5 protein-coding genes are annotated in these 22,234 nt (G+C 44.2%); 1 reads left to right on the forward strand and 4 read right to left on the reverse strand.

The window, feature by feature from the left end; translation table 11 throughout:
• Window positions 1–543: 543 nt before the first annotated feature.
• A complete protein-coding gene (locus tag KHS79_RS17530) occupies window positions 544–1,278 on the forward strand; it encodes a hypothetical protein (protein WP_212720661.1) in 735 nt (244 codons plus the stop codon).
• Here KHS79_RS17530 and KHS79_RS17535 read toward each other — a convergent pair.
• The 4 genes from KHS79_RS17535 to KHS79_RS17550 form a co-directional block, all read right to left on the reverse strand.
• Window positions 1,271–2,152 carry a hypothetical protein gene (locus KHS79_RS17535; protein WP_212720663.1) on the reverse strand — a complete coding sequence of 294 codons (882 nt, stop codon included), beginning with the start codon at window positions 2,150–2,152 and terminating at the stop codon, window positions 1,271–1,273. The two genes, KHS79_RS17530 and KHS79_RS17535, sit on opposite strands and share 8 nt — an antisense overlap.
• A gap of 463 nt (window positions 2,153–2,615) precedes the next feature.
• Window positions 2,616–3,368, reverse strand: coding sequence for a hypothetical protein (locus tag KHS79_RS17540; RefSeq protein WP_233468483.1), 753 nt, complete (start codon window positions 3,366–3,368; stop codon window positions 2,616–2,618).
• 315 nt (window positions 3,369–3,683) lie between these two features.
• Window positions 3,684–4,082 carry a hypothetical protein gene (locus tag KHS79_RS17545; protein WP_212720669.1) on the reverse strand — a complete coding sequence of 133 codons (399 nt, stop codon included), beginning with the start codon at window positions 4,080–4,082 and terminating at the stop codon, window positions 3,684–3,686.
• A gap of 13 nt (window positions 4,083–4,095) precedes the next feature.
• Complete coding sequence (locus KHS79_RS17550; RefSeq protein ID WP_212720671.1) at window positions 4,096–22,203, reverse strand: LysM peptidoglycan-binding domain-containing protein; 18,108 nt, start codon at window positions 22,201–22,203, stop codon at window positions 4,096–4,098.
• Window positions 22,204–22,234 lie beyond the last annotated feature (31 nt).

The raw sequence follows: 22,234 nt of genomic DNA on the forward strand, positions 1-22,234 counted from the left end.
GCTTATTTCGTAGGCTAAAAGGCTTTAGACGTATATTTTCACGATTTGAAAAACTAGACGCTGTTTTTCGTTTTTTTATTCACTTTGCGCTTATCGTAGACAAGTTAATTAGTGTTAACAGGCCCTAGTTAAACATAGGATATGTCGTTTATGTCATCATCGTCATAAAGTAAATTCGACTAGTGCTCTTGCATATATTGTATTACACATCTGACTCATTAACTTGCTGACTTTGAGGCTGTTTTATCCTTAAACTATCAACCAGAGTTGATTAACTTTGAATACTCTTTTGAACAAAGTATAAATTATACGTATTTTTCTTGTAAAGGGAGTTATACAGGCTTAAGTAAATGGCTTGTTATGCGCAAATGTTCTACCAGAAGTTCAGTAGCATTTTTACTGCTATCATTTGCTTTGACAAACACAAGTTAGCTAATTACACATATTAAGAGTAAAAGTTAAAAAAAATAATGAAAAATATAATAATTAAGATATAATTCTTCGCTTTTAAAATAGACGAAAGAAATCTATTGAGGGTTGTTAATGATCAATATTGCGAGAGTACTTCCTTTACTTGTTATTTCATTTATCGTTACTGGCTGTGTATCTCATCAGCCAACGGTTAATTTTTCAGACTCTTTTCTTGAAAAAAAGGGGAAAACAGTTGGTATAGCAAGAACAAAAACGATTGAAGCTGAAACCACTTACACAGGGTCGATTGGGTTGTTAGATTATGGTATTATTTCTGCGGTTAACTCTGGGCTAGATAACCATTTAAAAACACTCGAGTTTCCAGAGTATACTAGCTTACAAAATGAAATTGCTAAGCTACTTAAAGAAAAGGGGTTGTCTGTTATTATAATCGAGGACCCTATTGATAAAGAAAAATTTAAAATAAAAACATCTGAAAATGGAAAAAATACAACAAAATTTACTGCTATAAAAGAAAAACACTCCTTAGACTATATATTACTTTTAGATTTGCAAAAATTGGGAACAACACGGAGTTACTATGGGCCAGCCCCCACCTCTGATCCAATTGCAACAACAAATATACTAGGTCAAATGATCGACCTCAATACAGGGAAGCTAGAGTGGTATCGAGCAGCTAAAACTGAAGTATTGATTGATGAACCTTGGGATGAAAGTGAAAGCAAGTACCCAAATTTAACAAATGCAGTGTATCGTTCATTTGATAATGCAATTCAAATAATAAAACAAGATTTTACTTTGGAACAAGCTTCCAACAAGGTAACTACCACAAAAACAGTTAATTAACCATTTTTTGAAAGGGGAAGTGTTTTATTTCCCCTCTCAATGAGCGATAAGTAATATGTCCCTGTTTGTTTGCCAATAGTCTGCCACGTTCGTAGTAGCGCCCTAAGCTATTAGTAAATTTTATACTTTGATTTTTAGTAGGTAGATGTTGCCACTTTTTAATATCGTTGTTTATTAGATCTGGTAATTTTTTCAATAGAGATTTTATCTCAGATGTAGCTAACTTCATAGAATCCGTTTTAGTTTCTAGATTAGAAATAGTCTCATTTGGTTGTAATAAAGGCGATGACTGAAGATGAAAATAATTTCGATAAGATATTTTTTCTGAGTTGTTATATATCTCAACCAAAGCTGTTAGTATTAAGGCTCTGTAGTCTGATGTTAGTTTAATTGTTGGTGTAATATGGATATAGTCGCTTTTTCTTTTAGCCTTAAAGTTAGTGCTATTTTTCCAGTTCAAAAATGAGTTACTGTCGTTTTCTACCAGAATATTCTGATTTTTTTTCCCTAAAGTATCTAAAAACTTCGTTACAGGACGGTTTTTATTCTGTTGAGCTCTGTTTTCTTCCATATTACGAATAATAGCTCCCCCAATGATTGCTCCTGTAAACCCTGCAGTGTGTGTATATCCTGGTTGCATTGCTGCATTCATCTGTGCTTGATGCATAGTCTGATTAATGTGAACACTGCTATAACCCTGCTCCCTGAGCGATACGTTAACACTTTCCATCTGCTCAATATTCACAATTATGATATTTGGGATATTTTCCAGTGGCTGCTCAGTTTTTATAATAGTTTTTTTTGTGTTAGCGCAAGACGCTAATAATATAACAAGTATTACTGCTATTGCTAAACGTGGATAACTATACTTCATTTCCCGAAACCAACATTGTTCTTCAAACGCTATGATTATTATTTGTTGATTAAGTTTTGATCAGGGTTGGGCTGAACTACTAACATCAACTTGAGTGTTGGTAACTTTATCACACTTAAAGGTTGAAGCATAACGCAATATAATTCTTCATTCTTGGATTATGTGTAACAAGTTTAACTATTTAGCAAGATGATTAAAGCAGTGATCTGTAAGTTGGTCATTGAAAATCTATAGGCTTAGTGAACTCATAAGTATAATACAGTAGCAGTAGAGTATATTCGTCACACTGACCAGCTGACTACTTACACCTCAAACTAGAGTTTAGGTAAATTATAGGTAGATGTAAGGCTTGCGATTACCGATTTTTATAAACCTAATTTAATTATGAGTGACCTCTTATATCATGTAAGTTGTCGCCTAACAGGAGTAAACCGCTTGTGTTGAAAATAACTGTTTAGCAAGCTTAGTCCCTTTTTATAAACTTCCGTTGTAACTGTACGGCAGCTTGCTGGATAGTCTGCTCCGTTCCCATCATATCAATAAAACCCCTTTCCTTTTTACTCACATACGTCAGTAGAGCTTCATGATTGATATTCAATCGTTCCAAAATAGAATGAATATGACTGGGAATAACGCCACGTTTATCGTAACGGATAGCGCGCCCAAGCCAATCAATGAGCTGTAAGTAATCTTTTAGCGAAAACGGAATTGTGATTGGTTTGCCTTGCTTTTCGTTACCGGAAAACCGAAGTATAGGAACGGTGGGTAACGCTTGTTTAGGTAGCTTAGTGGTTCGAACAAACGGCTTATTTTGTTTTTTATTTTTACGTTGACGTTTTACCCAAGCCATCATCCGAGCTTGTATTGAGGTAAAATCAGATGCTTCTGGTGTATCAGCTATGCCTGCGCGAACAGGATTTAGGTCGACATAACTCATACAGGTTAGTAGTGCAGCTTCATCATTAGCCCATCGAGCGATAGGTTCATTTAAGCAACGCATAAACCATGACAAGTCAGCTAATCGTTGACGCCATTGCTGAGTAATATCATCTACTAACTTTAAATCGGCGTTATTTAGTTTTGAACCTGCTAAATAGCACTGAACCATGGGGGGACCATGATAAAGCTTTCGCCAACGACGAATGACTTCATCATTTGTCCATTGATTAGTCTTTTGCTCATCAATACGAACTACTAAATGGTAGTGATTCGACACTACGGCATAAGCACAGATATCAATAGCAAAGACTTTAACCAGTTTAGTTAGTTGTTCAACCAGCCAGGTTTTGCGGTGTTCAAAGTTACGCCCAGTAACCTTGTCATCACCACATAAAAAGGTATGGCGGACACACCGGCATATACAGTGGTAGTAGGGGGTATCTGCGACACTGACTAGCTGACTCTGAGGGCGTGTTATTCTTACACCTTCAACTAGGATTTAATAAAATTTATAGGCAGCAGGGAGGTTTGTTGCTGCTGCCTACTCTTTAAAGTCAGTTAAAAAGTGGGTGTCCCCTTTTTCACTTTTTTATTAACCTACAAGAGTTTCATATTCACGAATAAAATTTTCAATAAAATCTATTAATGAATCAATATCATCCGCTTTAAATTCAATAGTTTCGGAATAATTTTCCAACAACGGATCTGGATTAAGATTAACACTACAGTAGATAATGCCTTCTTTGCGAAGCAATCGAATCGAAAAATCAGAACCTAGTTTAAAAACTTCAGCAATATCACCCTCTCCATCCTTAAACTTAATTAGTTCACGCTTCCAAACTTTCGCATCAACCACATGCGAAACGCGAGAGAAAACCGACCAAGAAGTATCACTATTTGTAATAACTAAATCGAGCCAATTTTTGTTTCCCTCATTTGATGGAGAAGCCTCGAAACTATAGGTCTTCCACTGTAAGGTTGACTTTCTCATATTTCCTTCACCTCTATCGAATGACCCTAGTATTTCTAAACTGCTCCATAGTCATACCTCTTTCAAGGAGCAAGTCTCGAACCGATATATCTGCTGCATCCCATGCCTCGGTATGCCAATTTTTCTTAACACTTGGATTATTAGCGATTTCCTTTCGTAGTTGCCCCCAGGTCATAGGCGGGGCTCCAAATTCATCGAGCTCCGTCATTCGATTATAAATTGCCTTAGCTTCGTATACTTCATGAACAACATGTGCAAGTGCTCGCTCATCACTCCTAAGAACATCCGCATTTATGTGGATATCTAGTCTTCCAGTGTCAGGATTAACAATATCATCCCATAGTACGGGTTGATCAAGATTTACTTGTTTATGCTTAAACTGCACTAGATATTCTGCGTCAGCATCCGGTCGAGACCAGCCAGATTTGAACTTGATATCAACGTAGTCAGGAATATCAAAGCCTTGAGCTCTGGCAAGACTAAACGCTTCGTCCGCACTTAAAACTCGACCATCCGCATTATCTAACCAACTTACTCGTGGCTCATGCGCTGAACCTGAAATAGAAGGCCTGTCTGGAACATCAAACTCAACACTGTTCCTATTATTTAAGGGGCTTCTTGTTGGATTCAGATCCATATCTGGCCCATATCGCCCTAAAGCAAGTCCTCCAATTACAGATCCTACAGCAATGATTATTCCTCGAGCGGGTCCTTCTTGAAACTCATTATAAGAGCTTGAGACCTCACCACCCAAACTTGCCGCCATTCGGTTATAGTGTTCTATATGAGGGCTAAATATCGAGCCTAGCCCAAACATCTTACCTATAGCGTAATCATTACTGTTCTGCACAAAGAACGGTGCAGCGCTCGTATCATATCGTAATTTATGTTCTCCCATGTTATGAGAGACGTAATTATTGACACCATAATCACTATCAGATTGAGTGCTACTATAATTCAACGATTCATTTAGTACATCAGCCAGCGTAGAGCGAAAGCTATAGTCATGCGTAGCAGGCCCTTTGTTACCGGTATCCCACGCATTAGAAAACCAATTAGTAATATTTTCCCAAGTAAACCCTGTTCGATCACTGCCTTTAGAGCCTAAAAAGGCTTTATTAGCTGCCATCATACTTTCTTGCTTAGGAGACAAGTAGCGAGCATTATGAACTGGATTACTAAATGGCTCTTGATCAAGGTAATAATTATTTGATCTCGCTTTTTTAAGTCGCTCTTGAACAATAGAATTTTCGCTTTTACCTGCTAACGTGCCTAAAAAGGCTTTATTAGCTGCCATCATATTTTCTTGTTTAGGAGACAAGTAGCGAGCTTTATGAATCGGATCATTAAATGGCGCTGGTTCAAGGTGATCTTTAATGTATCTCGCTTTTTTAAGTCGCTCTTGAGTAATAGGATGCTCATTAATATCGGTTAGCAATGTGTCGGATTGGCGCTTTTGTAACACGTAATTTTCTAAATCCTTCCCATACGCACCACCTACACTGTGACCAATAGTTCCAGCTGCTGCTCTAGCAAAATCAAAACCATCCCCATATACAGCAGTTTGCACCAACTCATGTAACATACTGCTCTTGAAGTAGGCTGGAGCACGTGCTTCAACGAAGGATGAAGCTTTGGCTCGTTCCATCTCTGCAGTTAAACCAATTTTCTGCCCAATGTAACCATTAGCCCCGGCAACTGCCGTCTGACGCCAGTCGTATTTCTTTTGCCAGCCCAGGGCCATGCCAACACCTTGGCTTGCAATATCTCCAACGACTTTTTTCACCCAGTAGTTGTCAGCATTATTCAAAAAGTCGCTGGCTTGTTTAGCCCATTGAAAGCCATCAGTGCCTTTACCAAGCTCAGTTAAGCCTTGGCCAACACCGTAGCTCACAGCACCACTTACTGCGCCACGTATACCGGCTTTGGCTACCTGGCTAAAACTAAAGCCACTTTGAACCCCCATTGCCATTCCAGCCAACTGGCCAGCGGCATTAGCGGCTGCTTGACTAGAAGCTCCTACAGCAACTGCAGTGACGAAAGTATTCATGCCTTGCATCATTGCTTGTACCACAGGCCCCACAAAAGCAGCCGCTGCAATCGCCACGACCATAATGATCAACTCAGCCGCTCCACCACAAGCACCTTCTTTATGAGGGGGAGGTGGCATATCTGGCAGGGTAGGGCTGGTATCACCCAGGGCTAAGCCAGGTTGATAGGGACGATACGTTGAGCTGTTGTTATGAATATTGGTAACTTTGTTAGGGATAGTAAGTACTAACCCCTCCTTTAGTGCTTGTGGATCCTCGATACCATTGGCATCGGCGATTAAAAACCACAGGCTGCTATCACCCCATAAAGCACGGGCAATACTTTGTAAGGTATCGCCTTTGTTGACGGTGTAACTACCAGGAGATTGGGCAGGGTAATCAGCGCTGATGGGCTGGTAGTTGGCATCAAAATCAGCACTGTAAACCGGGGTGATTTTATCGGGTTTGCGCTGCAACCCTTCGGATAGGGCCAGTTGCGTCGCGTAGTCGGTGTAAGAGGGGCCATCATCACCGACATCACCTATCCCTAAGCCATTTACATAGTAATAGTTATGGGTTTTCAGGTAGCCTTCGCCTTTTTCCGTACGGCGCAGTACTTGGCCTTTATGGTTATTCACATAGCGGAAGATACGCTGGTGGTAATCATCGCGCGCCATGCTGACATGACCATTCGCATCATATTCAAAAAAGCTGAAACCTGGTGCCCAGTCATATTGCAGATCTGCATCGGTGCAGGCTTTTAACTCAATTTGCTTCTGTTTGTAGTCATCCCACAGCTCGTAGGTATAGCGGGTGGTCAACTCAGGGTCACGGCCATAGGTGACGGATTGCTTTAGGTTGCCGGCTTTATCAAAACTGTATTTGACGCCGGTGTTATTGCCATCAGTAACCGTATGCTCCTGTATTTTACGGTTATTGGCATTGTAGGTATTGCGAACGTGCTTGAGCAGATTGCCGTCAGACTTGTACTCAAGATACTCCGAGGCATTACCCGCGGCATCATTAATCCGGCGTGCCCGCAGTGCATCATTGATATGGGTAGTGGATAAAAAGCCATTGGTGTCATAGGCATAGGCTTCGTGATTTTGACCATGCTGGGCAGAAGTCCGTTGCCCCAGTGCGTTATAGGTGACGGCATAGCCTTTATCGCCCGCAACCACGTTAACTGCATGGCTGGCTTTATCCGTTGCTCGCTCACCATTTAACTGACCCTGGGTGATGGTGAAGCGATTCATCGCATCATAGGCGTACCAAAAGTCCTGGGAGGCGGTTAAGCCATTCGGCTGTAGATAACGGCTAAAGACCCGACGTCGGTTACCGACAGCATCATATTCATAACGCAGCTCATACTGCTCATCTTTAATATGATCAATGCGGTTAGCGGCGTCATAACTGATAAAGCTTCGCTGGGTGTAGACTTTTTCATGACCGCGTTCTGCATCACTGTAGCTATAACCTTCAAAGGTCAGATTGCCATTCGCATCGTACTGAAATTCAGCAAAGGCATTAATGCCTAAATCATCAATCCCTTTGATATAGCCGTTGTTGTAATAGCGGTAGTGAATTTCCTGGTCAAAATGCTTGTCATTATTGAGTTTGGTATCACCCCGTTGCGCGACTAACCAGCCTGCCTGGTTATAGTCATACCAGGTTTGCCGGCCCCCCATATCGCGGTGAAAACGAATCCGGTTATACAGGTCATGGTGATCAACGCGTTGGTTGCCTTCCGCATCGGTAGTGGTTTTGCGCCAACCACCAATGGCATGCTCCGACTGTTTTTTATAGGCATCTGTGGCTTCATCAAAGCGTTCGGCACCAATGTCTGCATCCCACTGATAATCATATTGCGTGGTATGGCCCAGGTTATCAGTGTGTGCACGAACGCGACTCATGCCATCGTAACGGTAGGTTTCTTTGTGGCCTAACGCATTGGTATGGCTAATGCGGTTACCGGCTTCATCGTAGGTGTAATGGTCATCATTGCTACCCGCACGATCGACATGAAGCAGATTCCCCACATTGTCATAGTGGAACTGAGTGACTTGCCCCAGCTCATTTGTTTCCTGCTGCTTACGACCAAAGGCATCGTAATGGAACTGTTTAACGCCGCCATCAGCATGAAACTCTTTTACCACCCGGTCTTCCAACCACTGCTGGGTGTTGGTATGGCCGTTGGCATCGGTTACACCGACCGTTCGCCCTTGTAGATCAGTGTGGTAGTGGGTTGTAGGCCGTAGCTGTTCAATAAACCCATTGGCGTGGGTGACACTGACTGTTGCACCTTGTTTTTCAGTTAGCTTGCCCAGTTTGTTGTAGCTAAACGCGGTTTTATTACCCAGGCCATCGGTTTCAGCAATGATTTCACCAAAGGCATTAAAGCGCTGTTGTCGATGGATGGCATGCTGCTCCAGTTTACCTTCACCAATCAGGTAGTCCATCGTGCTGCGCTTAACGGGGGGCCGACCGGTATTGCTGTGCGTGGCCGAGGTGTTATCAGATCCTCCCCAATTGATAATGCCCTCAGCCCGATTCGCTAAACGACCTTTATGATCCAGCACCTCATAGTAATATTCATAGGCTTTACCTTTTTCTAAACCTGGGGCATTGGTTAAATCAAAGCCCCAGCGACTGGTGGTTTCATTCACTTTAAGGCGGGAGCCATCCACATAGTGGGTGTATTTAGCGGGGTTATAGTTTTCCTCGTTATAGGGGCGTGCAGCGTAGTCCGCTTCTTGCTTGGGCCGATAGTAGAGCCGAACCCGACTGGCATCGCGAGGCTGGTCTTTTAGGGTTAATAGCCTTGGGTTTTGATGGATGATTTCATTAAAGGCAACAGCAGCCTGGCCTCCTTGGCTATGATAAGCTCCACTCCATTGATAGCGGTTATCCAATTTGGTTAATAATTCCCACTGCTGATTTTCATCTTGTTTGTAAACATTGATGTGATAATAAATGCCATCATTATGAATACTATGGGCTGAGGCATGGCGCCACCAGTGGCCACCATATCGATTGGCTTTGGCTATCCCTGCAGAAGCATCCACTGTCCAGCTGCCTTTGGCATTGGGGTTAAATCCAGTATCCCAGTCTAGTTTTAGCTTGCCAGTGTAGCCCTCTAGCCCTTGCCAGCTGACATGAAACTCGTGCAAGTTGTAGTGCACTTCGGGGTAGTTATGTCGGCGTGCCTTGGCATAAAGCTTAATATCAACTTGGAACCGCTCACCACCCTGAATATCCAGTGCCCCCCGGGTAAAGGGCTTCGCTTCGACTACTTGATCCACTTTGGTAAGCTCAGCATCTTTAATCAAAGTGGTCATTTCAGGCTGGATCACATCTGTGAGCTGGTTACGGACATCATAACGTTGCACGGTCACGGCCAGTTGCGCTGCTGTATCGCTCTTTAAGTCGAGGTTGCGCAGCTGAGCGAGTGATAATTGACTGAGATCGGCACCAGCCGAAGCCACATGCAAGGTCATATTGCCATTTTGGTCATAACCATAAAGACGGGTGGCCCCGGTTTGCTGGTTGGTTTTTACCAAACGTCCCAGCTGGTCATACTCAAAAAACTCATGCTGTTTACCATTGATGATTTTTTCAGTGACCTGGCCATGGCTGTTGTAGTGGGTTTGATAGATTGTGCCTTCCGCATCTATTCGGCTCACTTCACGATTAAGGGCGTCGTAGCCAAAGCGGGTTTGAATAGTGTGTCGTGTACCATCCGCTTGTGTGCGGAGTTCATCCTTACGCACCACATTACCCTGAGCATCATAGTGAAAGTCGATACCAGCACCATTGGCATCCACCGTTTTGCGGAGTAAGCCTGCGGCATCGTAGTGGTGACGGGTGATCAGGTCCTGGTCAGCCAAGTCATAGGGTGCGGTATTAGCATTGGCTTTTTGCACTTGCAGTGCGGATTGGCCTAGGGCGTTGTAGCCAACGACGGTTGTGGGTGTTACCTGGGCACCTGATGCATCGGTAAAGTGGGTATTTTGGGCTGTGGTTTGACGACCTAATGCATCAAACTGCTGTTGGCGCTGCTCTACGTTGCCGACGACCTGCTTCTCGCCATTGGCTGTGGTCATTTCTCCAAACTTGCGGATCAGTACTTGGTGACCCAGGGCATCGTAACCATAGGTGGTGACCTGGTCAGCAACCCCCTGCTGTAACTGACCGTCTGCTAAGACCTCGTTGTGTTGAATGCCCAGTAATCGTGTTTCAACACGCTGGTTTTGGGCGTTATAGCGGTGAGTTGTAATCCGGTCGCTGGTTAAGGGTGTTAGCCCTTGTTCTATAGCCGTTAAAGGGGTGTCAGCGGTTAAGGATCGCCACAGTGTTTGGGGTAATGGTTGTGCATAGCGATGGCTTTTAATGAGGTTACCTGCACCATCAAAGGCTTGCTGTGTCACATAACCCGCCGCATCAACCACTAATACGGCTTGGTTTTTTGCATCGTACCAGGTGAATTGCTGTTGCCCATTAGCATCAACCTTAACCGTCAGGTTGCCATTCGCATCGAACTGGTTTTGTGTACGTTGTTGCCCTTCAAAGTAGCCTTGTTCAGCACTGTAAAAAAGCCCTCGCTGAGCCGTTGACGCCAGTTCTCGGTTTTGTGCATCAAACTGGGTGTGGGTTTCCCGAAAGCTTGCATTCGCATTGGGCTGAGGTGGCTGATGACGAGCGACCGGAAGAGATACAGGGTCATCATAGACACGCTGGCGAATCATATTGCCGGCAGCATCGTACTCAAACTGGGTGAGTACACCATTCGCAGTGACTTCCGCGACTTTTTGGTTAACGGCATTAAAGTAGTACGTGGTGCGGTTACCGTTGCCATCAGTGTGTTGAATCAGGTTACCCGCTAAGTCATACACTCGGCTTAGCTCAGGTTTTACGGCGCGTGCTTGGGATTCGCCATTAGTCTGAAGCTGGAGCACGTTGCGAGAGGGTAATACTTCTTTAATCAACCGGTCTTGGGCATCGTACTCATACAGGATCGTTGCAGCCAGGGCGGTACCAGCGGCTTCTGTGGTAGCGGTTTTACGGCCCAGGGCATCATAACGATGAGTGGTAATAAGGTGTTGGGCTTCAACTTTGCCTGCTAACGCATCAGTAACGACCTGCACCTTAGGGGATTGCTTACGGGTCAGCTGACCTGCTGCGTTGTACTCAAAGTAACTGGTGTAACCATTTTTATCGGTATGGGCGGTTTTATTACCCACACCATCATACTGGTAGGTTTGTTGATACGTGCCATCATGCTCCAGGGTAACGCGTCCTGCCGCATCATACTCAAAGCGCGTTTGTTGCTGCACACCGCCTTTATCCAACTGCTCAAGCAGCTTAGTGACATCGGCTTGTGGATGAACCTGTGCTAAATCCAGGGCCTGCTGATAACGTGTCTTTTGTGCGACATGATCACTGGCCGTATAGGTATAGTGCGTGGCATAACCTGCCGCATCAACCTCAAGCTGGAGTCGGTTATTGGCATCATAAAAGAAGTGTCGCACAGCACCACGAGCATCGGTACTCTGGATCAGGTTGCCAAAAGCATCAAACTGGCTGTGGATAGTATGGCCACTTGCATCCGTTTGACTGATTTTACGGCCTAAGCTGTCTATCTGTTGGTGCTGGGTGTACTGGGCTAATAGTTGCTTACGCTCTGACATCGTTAATGCTGAGGCGCGCTTACCATAGCCTTGTGCATCGACAATGCCTGCGCGTGTACGTTCTGCCAATGCCCATGCACTATCACTGTCAACCAGTGCACTACCACGCCCATCAGTGGTCGCGCTTAGTTGGCCCAACGCATCATAGTGAAAGCGTTGGGTTGTCGCTTCCATTTGGCCTGCTGCTTGTGTTTCAGCAATTTTCAGCCCTCGGGCATCATACTGTCGCTGAGTGGTACGTTGTTGATCAGTGCCTACCGCTTCAGTAGTACTTACCTGTCGGCCCAGGAAGTCATACTGGTGGGCAGTTACAATGGGACTGGAGGGTTCAGCTGGTGTCGGGGTTGGCTGTGGACGCGGTGCTGGTTGATTTTCACCGACCACCAGTGTGCTATTGGGGCGACTGGTAAAAATACCCGTAAGCTGCTTGACAGTGTTACCTTGGGCATCAACATAGGTTAGCTGGTAGTTGAACTCTCCAAATGCTGCTTTTGTCAGCTCCGCAGTGATCTGTTGATCTGCTAGCGTGATGTTGCTGGTTTGCCAGGGTTGATCAGTACCTGTCGGGCGATAGCGGAATTGAACACGGGTATCCTTAAGCGCTTCTGGTAATTGCCAGCTCACTTTGGTTGGGGTAGCTGGTTGGCCAATAACTAACTCAACCCATTGGGAGTCGCTCCACATGGCTTTATCGGCTTCATCATGGCGATTATCCAAAAACGATACGTTGACCCGATAACGTCCTGCAGGCAACTCAGTGCGGGCGAGGTTAACCTGCCCATTCCACTCAGGCACAATCCAGCGGCCTTTTTCAACCACGGAGCCATCGGGTTGTTTTTCTTTCCAGTATTCAAAGCCACCCATACCCGTGTGTTCATATTCGTCTACGACCTTGCCATCCATATCGTAAATAGCGACATAAACCCCAGTAGGACTGTTATCGGTGGTGGTTAAGTGCCCTGGTTTTATCGAGTACCCCCCTGCAACAGGGTAAAGCTCGACCGTAGGCTCAGTGAAGGGATCGGGTTTATGCCAGCGCATTTCCCAATGTTGGTTTTCAACCTCAGTGCTTTGGGGTAATACACTATTACTGATGGTTAATTTAACGCTGGAATTCGTTGAGTTACTGGTTGTTGGGGCCACTGTTGAGGTACTGCTGGCAGACTCTTTGGCAGCCGTTGCTGGGTGCCAGCTTGGACCAATGACTTTTAACAGTTGACCACTGGCATCGTATTGATAGCGGGTGATGCGTGCTTTTGCGGTATCGGGAATGGTTTGCGCAATGCCTGAAGCCAGCGATACAGGGTCAACAAATGCTCGTTGCGAGACTTTACGACCCAACGCATCGTATTGGTACTCGACGAGTTGACCATGGGTGGCTAAGCCTTCAGCATCGACAGTGGTAGGCCGCAATTCACGGGTTAGTTGCCCCTTTGCGTCATAAGCAAAAAAGGTGGTATGGCCATTGGCATCTGTCACTGCAGTACGTTGGCCCAGGTGGTTGTGGTGGTTAAGGGTTTGCGCCTTCGTAATATTTTCTACCACCAGCACGCTATTCGGACGGCTCACAAAGGTGCCGGTGAACTGTTTTAGTAGCGTTCCTTGGCTGTCTGTATATTCCAGCTGGTATTCAAATAGGCCTTCTTCTGCTTGGGTAAGCTCAGCAGTAATCTTTTCATTCTGTTGACTGACTGAACTGTTGCGCCAGGCTTCTTCAGTGTTTGCGGGGCGGTAGCGGAAGGTAGTGGCAAAGTCGCCAGTGAGTTTGGGGGTGTTCCAGCTGACCTGAGTATTTTTAGGGGGTTCGCCAATGACCAGTGTCGTCCATTGGTTTTCACTCCACATGTCAGCATCGCCTTCGTCATGGCGGTTATCGATAAACGACAGTTTGACTTTATATTGCCCTGGTGCGAGATGCTTTCTGGCCAGGTTGACTTGTCCTTGCCACTCAGGAACGATCCAGCGGCCTTTTTCAGTGATACTGCCGTCGGGTTGCTTCTCTTTCCAGCTTTCAAAGCCACCCATGGGGGTGTATTCATACTCATCAACCACATTACCAGCCATATCGTAAATAGCCACATAGACACCAACAGGGCTGTCATCCACCGTTTTGATATGGCCGGGCTTAATGGCATAGCCACCCTCTACGGGGTAAAGCTCTACTTTAGGTTCCGTAAAGGGATCAGGTTTAATCCAGCGCATTTCCCAGTGTTGGTTTTCAACTTCAGCACTTTGTTGATGCAAGCTATTGGCAACCGTTAATACCACGGGAGATATGCCGGTTGCAGCCGCTTCACCCAGTTGCCAGACTTCTTGAGCTTGTTGCTGACCCGCTGCATCAAAGCGAGTCGCCACCATGCGATTGGCCGCCTTTTCAGCTGGGGTTTGACTGTTTAGCGCCTCCGTCACCGCCGCGATGGTTAAGGGGGTAGCCGAATTTAACAGTGAGCTAACCAAGGGGGTTGCATGTTGGGTTTGCTGAATAACACGGTTTAAGTGGTCATAGCGATACGCAGTGACATAGCCCATAGCATCAACCGTATAAGTGACCCGTCCTGCACTATCTCTTAGCTGTTGGGTCACCTGGGGCTGTTCATTGGTGAGTAAATGCTTGAGTTGTAATTCCGTTTGCCCTTGGCCATCCACTTTAAGCGTGCCCGCCAGTGCTGAGCCATCTGCAGTCTCTGGTTGAGTAGTCGCTAATAGTCGCTGCCCTGTTGCGAGCACTTCAATTTCATAGGTGGTTGCTGAGTGCAGTTTAGTGAGTTTGAGCTGTGCTTGATCACCTTCAAGCTGAATAAAGGCTTGTTGCCATTCAGTGTCTGAATGATTGGTAGCAGCGTTGACGGGACGATAGCGAACCGCCATGCCCGCCAGTGTTTTAGGCAGGGTAAATGCGGTGATAGCACGACTTGTGGTTTGGTCACTGAGGGTGATGGTGATTGGCGAGGCGGTTTCAGGGGTACCGTCCTTAAAGTGATACGTTACGGTGAGCTGGTAAGCACCGGCTGGCAGCTGGGTATTATCACTGATATTGACCTGTCCACCTGCCTGTTGATCTAGCCACGTCCAAATAGGGCCGTTATAGGTCATTAACGCACCTGATGCCGCTTCTTTAACATGAATGCTGACGGCTTGTAACTGTGGCAGCAGATTAGCGGGAATTAATCCATCAATGCTGGTACCAGGTTGTGCGGCACTGGCTTTAAACTGGCTAAGTGATAATTGCACATTGGCGTCTTGTCCTGCGCTAAAGCTCCCCAGCAATTGGGCTTGCGGTTGACCTGCAGCGTTTTGGCTTTGGACTCTTAACTGATAGGCCTCACCGTTGGTCAGTGCTGTGGCTGGCATCGCAAGCTGGAGCTTATCGCCTTGTTTGGAGAGGGGGATAGCTTGCCACTCATCTGAACTAGCTAATCGATAATGCGCAACCAGTTTTTCGCTGGGTTGCGGGTTAAGGTCTTTGGCATCAACAGTAATATGTTGTGCCTGATAAGGTTGCTCGCCAATTTGATAATTAAAGGTTTCAGTTTGGGCAGGTCGATTATCCTTAAAGTGTCGGGTAATCGTAACTTGGTAATCACCCTCTGTGAGTGGTTCACCCACACTTAAATTCACAGAGCCATCATATAGCCCTAATTGCTGCGTAATATAATTAGGGTGAGTTAATGCCGTTGAAACAACCTCACCATTTTTATTGACGACTTGCGCTTCAAGGTATTGAATATCTGCCGCATCTAATCGTGAAACATAGCCTTTAATCGCAGTGCCAGTGGTTTTTTCTGCCCAATCGCCACCTAAGGTAAATAGCTTCTCTTGTTGAGAGACTTTGTTATCTTCAGATAGAAACTCGCCTTTTGATTGACAGATCTTTTTTCCATTTGCATCGAAGTATTCTATTCGATACTCGATAGCTCCAGTAATATCATCTGTTATTTGAACTGAGTTACTATTATTTTCTCGGTCGACATTTATAGTAGAAAAACGCCCTTGAAAACCTTTTTGGCGATAGTGAAGGACAACTTTTTTAGCTTCAGTGATATTATCTTGCCATTTAAGTTTTAGAGGTTCTAAGTAATTTCCGATATTAATAAATAGCTCTGTAACTTCTGTCCATTTCCCATCACCATCCCAGCGAGAATGCCTTCCATCTGAGCGTGCGTCATACCGGTCCTCAACAGTAACAACTACTTTATATTTTCCTATCGATAAATTATCTTCTCCTAAGTTTACTTGACCATTCCAGTTTGATGGCGCAAACCATCTGTAGCCCATTTCTGAAAGTCCACCCCATCCACCTTTGTAAATTCTTACTTCTCCTCCCATTGGTGTTGAAATTGTGCGGATATGTTGCCCTGCATTGTCATAAATTGCCGCATTGACTGAGGTTGGGGTTCTGTCCTTAAAATTAATACTGTTGGTTTTTAAAGATAAACCTGACTCAACTTTATACAAAGTTGGTGACTGTATTCTGCCTTCATAGAATAAATTATCTTTATCTTTATAAGGTAAATTATTAATTATTCCGTAAGAAAAGTTTTGTAATTTACTGCTTTGTAAAAATTTAGTTTTTGACACTGTAATAGTGTATTTTTCACTTTTTTGGTCACTCCACGTTTTTATTGCTGAATTAATTAATTTATACGGTTGATTCGGTTTTATGGTTTTGGAAACCCAGTTTGATGTGGCAGTAACTGTGCCGACTTCTTGAGCTTCCCAGGTTTGTCCATAAGTGCCACTAACCAGTGATAAACCAGATTCCAGAATAGGGCGACTTTTTTCGTGCAGTTGAGTGCCATGGACAACAATCGGTGTTTGTTTTAAGCCTGCTCGAATAGCAGTTAAATTTTGTGTATGTTCTTTTGCAATGGGGTGTGGGTAACGCAATGTAGTAATGGACTCACCTAGTGCATTGTAGCGATACTCAGTGACATAACCTAAATCATTGACGGTAAAACGTTTGCGCCCCGCCGTATCATAAACATGGTAATTGGCTTTAGCGATCGTGCTGTTGGCAGATAAATGCTGGGTGATTTGGTTAATGTCTGCACGTGATTGGCGCAAGTTTGGGGCAGGTGTTTTATATTTAAAATTAGCAACAACCTGACCTAATGCATCAAAACGATAACCGGTTAAATAGCCTGCAGCATCTTGTGTATATAAACGTCGTCCTGCATTATCATACCAGTGAGACTCATGATGAATATCTTCTGGTTTTGCAGTGTGTTGCCACTGGCTTACTTTTTCATTAACCTTATTTATTGACGTATCATTGTTTAACTCAAGTTGTTGCCAAGTAACATTATAGCGTTTAGCTGCAATAACACGGCCTGCTTGATCATACTGAAACTCTGTTAGCCAACCATTGGCATCGGCCTTAAACTTGGTTTGACCCAATACATCGTAAATAACTCGCTCGGTAGTGATCCATTCTGTAGTATCAAGATTATTTAAACGGTTTTCGATATCTGTTAAGGTGAGATTAGGATGATTAACCAAATCGCTTAGCGCGTTTTTAGTGATTGCTTTAGCAATAATTTGGCTATTTTTATCGTAGTTAATTTTTGTTAAATAACCTAAACCATCAATGCTAAACGTGAGTCGATTGTCTGCATCATAAATTAACCCCTGCCATTGATCTTCAGCGCTCGAATTTAATGCTGCAGTGAGTTCTTGTTCGGTGTAGGTAAGGCTGGCATCCACTGTATTTTTATAATTGATTTCAGCAATTTTATTGCCATTATTATCATACTGCGTTTCTGATACGGCACCTTGGGGATTAATGGTAAAACGTAGATGGCCAACATTATCATAGACATATTGTGTAGTATGATTTTCAGCATTAATTTTTTTTATCAGTTGGCCGGCATCGTCATAGTAAAAACGCGTGGTTAGTTTTAATCCATCGGGATCAATAATGGTTGCTTCCCGTTGCCCATAACCATTAAAGCGATGTTCAGTCACCCTTTGCCAACCGTTTGCATCACCTTGTTGAATACGAATTTGATTGCCGGCATTGTCGTATTCATAAGCGGTGATCAGGTTTAACCCCTCTGGGTCAACGACTGTTTTGGTCAGTTGTCCATTACGGTTATAGTGATGCTGGGTGAGGGTATTATTGGCATCAGTTACTTGAACTTTATTGCCCAACGCATCGTATTGAATCTGCTCTTTGAGGGCTAAACCATCAGGGTCAGTAATTTGTATGAGTTGGCGACCAACAGCATCATACTCATAGTGAACTTGTAACCCATCAGCCTGTGTGACACTAGTTTTCCAGCCTAATTGATTAAACTGTTGTGTGGTTTCTTGGCCTAGCGCATCAACGGTTTTAATGAGATTACCGGCTTTATCATAGAAAAACTCACTGGTGGTGTTATCAGGGGCTGTAATCCGGACATTTTCACCCTGTAGGTTTTTTTCGGTAATTTTTTGCAAACCCGTTGGGGTGGTGACGATGACTTGATGGCCTGTGACAAACTCAACGCCTTCAGCATTCGTTGCAGTCGTTTTCTGATACTGGTAAGCAGTTGTATTACCCCGCGCGTCTGTTGTGTTTAATACGCGGTTAAAGGCATCATAGGATGTATGTGATGTAGACTGATTAGGGCTGGTAATGCTGAGTTGGCGACCCAATCTATCATACTCAAAGGTTGTGGTATGGCCTAAGGCATTGGTTGTTTGGGTTGTGCGCCCAAATGCATCCAACGTATAGTGGGTGGTTAAATCGGGTAATAATGCATCACCTTGCAGTACGGACGTTGATGTTGTTACTTTTTCCCCGCGCCGGTTATACGTCAGATATTGGGTTTGTGTGATGCTGAGTGACTGGCGAATGGTTTGAGTGATGCTATTAAGTTCACCAAATGCATTATAATTCAGTTGTTGGCTATTATTTTCGGCATCAATTTTTTCAGTGATTTGTCCACGCCGATTATAACGATTACGTTTTATTGCATCGCTCTCTTTAGCTAACTGGCTAAACAGTGTGGCCACCGCCGAAGTAATAATCCCCCCTTCAAGCGACGTGAGCTGTTCTGGTGTAAGCCGTGTTATATAAACACGGGTTGATATTGCATGATCAAAGGCGTTGTAAATAACCGCAGAGACTTCACCTAAGGCATTAATGGTGTGTGTTAAACGCCCACGTTGATCGTAATAAAAACGGGTAATATGGCCGGCTGCATCCTGTTGTTGCGTTTTGCGACCTGCGCTGTCATAACGAAACAGGGTTTCTGCACCCAATGCATTTGTGGTTTTAATCAGCCGGCCAAAGCCATCATATTCTGCCTGTGAGGTACTGGCTTGATTCAGTAACTCATGCTGCTGAGCGAGCATAATGCCTTTGGTTGTGTGGATAACCTGCCCAGCGGCATTATATTGATAGCGATGGGTATTGCCTTGGGCATCGGTTTCTTCCCGCAGGCGGTTGGCCGCATCGTACTTGTAACTATGGAGCTGGTCTTGTTCCGTTTGTTTTTGCTGAATCAGTGCTAACAGTAAATCATTACCTGCTTGAAAGCGTCCAGGTTTTCCTTGTACCCAGTTGATGAGTCGCGTTTGTTCGGTATGAGTGAGCTGTGTCGCTAAACGACGTTGAAGAGTTTTATTACCCACCGCATCGTAGGCGAAAAAGGTGAGATAGCCTTCTGCATCGACTGCAGCAATGATCCAACCCTGTGCATTATAAAAATTGAGCGCATGCTGGTCTTGAACACTGGGTGTGACTTGTAGCTCACTGAGGGAGCAGGTTAACCACTGATGAATGTCTGTTTCAGGATTTAAAACACGGGAAGCCAGTTGGCTGATATAGCTACGTTCGCCGGTTGCCGTATATCCATAGCGAGTGAGATAACCTTCGGCATCTAACATGCCGGAAAGTTGTCCACTCTTCGAATAAAAGAAGCGTTGAACGCGGTCGTCAGCCGTCAGCGTTTCCCCAAGTTGCTGCTGAACTGCAGTAATATTTAGGGCAAGATCAGACTGAGCGTTTAAGTCTGTGGGGGTATTTAAAGTTTTAGCATGTTGAATGGTCAGAATTTTACGGCCTGCTTGGTCGTAACGGTGTTCTGTAACTGCACCCTCTCCATCAATACTGAATCGTAATTGATTGTTTTTAGCAAACACCTGTCGTGTTATTCGATCATGTTCGCTGAGTGATGGGCGAATAGATTCGAAGGGTGTTGGTTTTATCCCCGTGAGTGTGCCTTCGTTATTTCTGACTTGTAATGCCGCAAACGTATTGACTGATAGAGCAGTTGCATAGCGTCGTTGGGCGATTTGCTTACCCGTCTTGTTATAAAAATACTCGGTAACGTAGCCCATCGCATCGACAGTGGCGAGAGGTTGCCCATTGCGATGATAAAAGGTCAGTGAAATTGCACCACTTGGGTCTTGTTCTGCAATCTTTCGACCCTGTTTATCGTAAAGAAAAGTATGAGTGGGTGTAGAGTGATTACCTGTTGTAGTATTTAAGTCAATTTGTGTGCGGTTAATAATACGACCCACAGAATCATACAGTTCAGTGGTTTGTAAGCCATTGGCTGCGGTTTTTAACACCTGTTGTAATTGGTCTTGATATTGATAGCGTGTGGTTTCACCCAGGCTATTGGTTGAAGCTAATAACCGGCCTAATCCGTCATAAACAAAGAGGGTTTCAAAGTTATCTTTATTATGTTGGATTTCATCAGTGCGTGTTGTTGAATTTTCAACGGGTGCTTGTCCACGGCTATCGACGGATTTTATTAATTGGCCGTGAGTATCATAAATAAAATACGTGGTATTGAGGATATTGCTCGCATTAGGTTGTGTGGATACTAAATTACTTTGGTTGAGGGCCTGTGATTGAACCACTTTATGCAACTGTCCACGAAAATCAAAATACTGATCTTTACGCTTAATGTGTCCAAGTGATGTTTGCTGCGCTAACCACTGTTTTATAGTGGCATTACTTGGTTGATTTGAAGGGGAAAAGTTTTCAACAGGCAATATAGCTGAAAGGTAAGTAAGCGTTGTGGTCTGTTGGAGTTGATCATCCCCCCAGCTTTGATACTGATACGCTTCTAGAAAGCCTTCTGCGTTAAGATGAAAACTGATGCGTTGTTTTTCATCATAAACCCAGTATTGACTCACTCCCTGTTGTGTATCGCCTTTAGGGTAAATGGTTTCGCTGATTTTTTGTTGAGCGGAATTAAAAGTACGCGTTATTTTATTTTGTTCCGCATCAATTTCGGTGGTGCGATTACCGTACTGGTCATAGGTATACGAAAGTATGCGTCCAGTGTTGTCGGTTTGTGTTAGCAGATTATCATCATTATCGTATTGGTAATTAATTTCTAACCTAAAACCGTGGGCATCAGCGGGGTTGGCGGTACGAGTTAAGCGACCTTGTTCATCATACCAAAGGCTGTAGGTAGGGCCTGTACCTGAGGTGGCATTATTGACCTGAATAATATCCGTTTTGCGGGCATTAAGGTCATACACGTAGCGAGTAGTGACTGCTTGACTGCCTTTACCCTCTGTGATTTCACTAACACGAAACTGGCCATCACTCCCTTGCTGATAGTTGATGGTGAGTTCTGTGCCATCACTTTGTTTAATATGGGTTATACGACGACTGTCACCGTCGTATTGATATTGTGTTTTATAAACATGATTATCCGTTATGCTGTTATCTTCTGGCGTCAGATCAACAATGACGGAAGTGAGTCGATTGAGTTGATCATATTGATAGCGTGTTTTTACCGATGAGTGACTTGCGGATGAGTGACTTGCGGATGAGTGATGGATTGCAGAGACATTATTGCCAGTGTACTCAATAGAGAGTGTTTGTCCTTGTTCATCCCTAAGAGCGACTACTTTATCGTGCTGATATTCAAGCTGTATTTTGAAACCATGCCGGTCTGAACGAGTAATTAATCGGCCCTGGTTATTTTGCCAGTGATAGGTTTCAGTAATTAAGCTTGAGCCTTCTGTCCAACGCCAGCGATTGTCACCTAAATACTCAAGTTTATCATGAGCACCACTACCGTCAGTACTGATATAACACTGTTGTTGGGTATTGTAGGTATAGGTTGTGGTAGCACCATCTGCACTTATACGCTGGATAGTACTGTTTGGCTGGTTGATTTCACCCGTTAAACTGAGTAGTTGCTGGTTAAAGCCAAAGCGAAAATTATCGCCATTGGCATCATTGAGTAACCCTTGACTGTTATAGGTTCTCAATAGGTGCGCATCGATACCTTGACTAATTAATGCATCGTCTTTTTGTTGAAGAATGAGGTTACCCGTAACCGCATTAATTTTAATGGATTCTTTGCCTTGCCCAAACTTAGTTTTGTTTCCCAAACCTATCGTTGTGGTATTAAACAAACCGAGTCCGTAACCACTGACAACTGCGACCATAAGTCAATCTACTCCTATATTTATACGATGT

The sequence above is a fragment of the Zooshikella ganghwensis genome (assembly GCF_018263875.1).
In the GTDB taxonomy this organism is placed as follows: Bacteria; Pseudomonadota; Gammaproteobacteria; order Pseudomonadales; family Zooshikellaceae; genus Zooshikella; species Zooshikella ganghwensis.

What these genes read in the sequence shown, in the direction of transcription:
- KHS79_RS17530 (WP_212720661.1), top strand. Translation starts at nt 544, where the DNA reads ATGATCAATATTGCGAGAGTACTTCCTTTACTTGTTATTTCATTTATC.
- KHS79_RS17535 (WP_212720663.1), bottom strand. Translation starts at nt 2,152, where the DNA reads ATGAAGTATAGTTATCCACGTTTAGCAATAGCAGTAATACTTGTTATA.
- KHS79_RS17545 (WP_212720669.1), bottom strand. Translation starts at nt 4,082, where the DNA reads ATGAGAAAGTCAACCTTACAGTGGAAGACCTATAGTTTCGAGGCTTCT.
- KHS79_RS17550 (WP_212720671.1), bottom strand. Translation starts at nt 22,203, where the DNA reads ATGGTCGCAGTTGTCAGTGGTTACGGACTCGGTTTGTTTAATACCACA.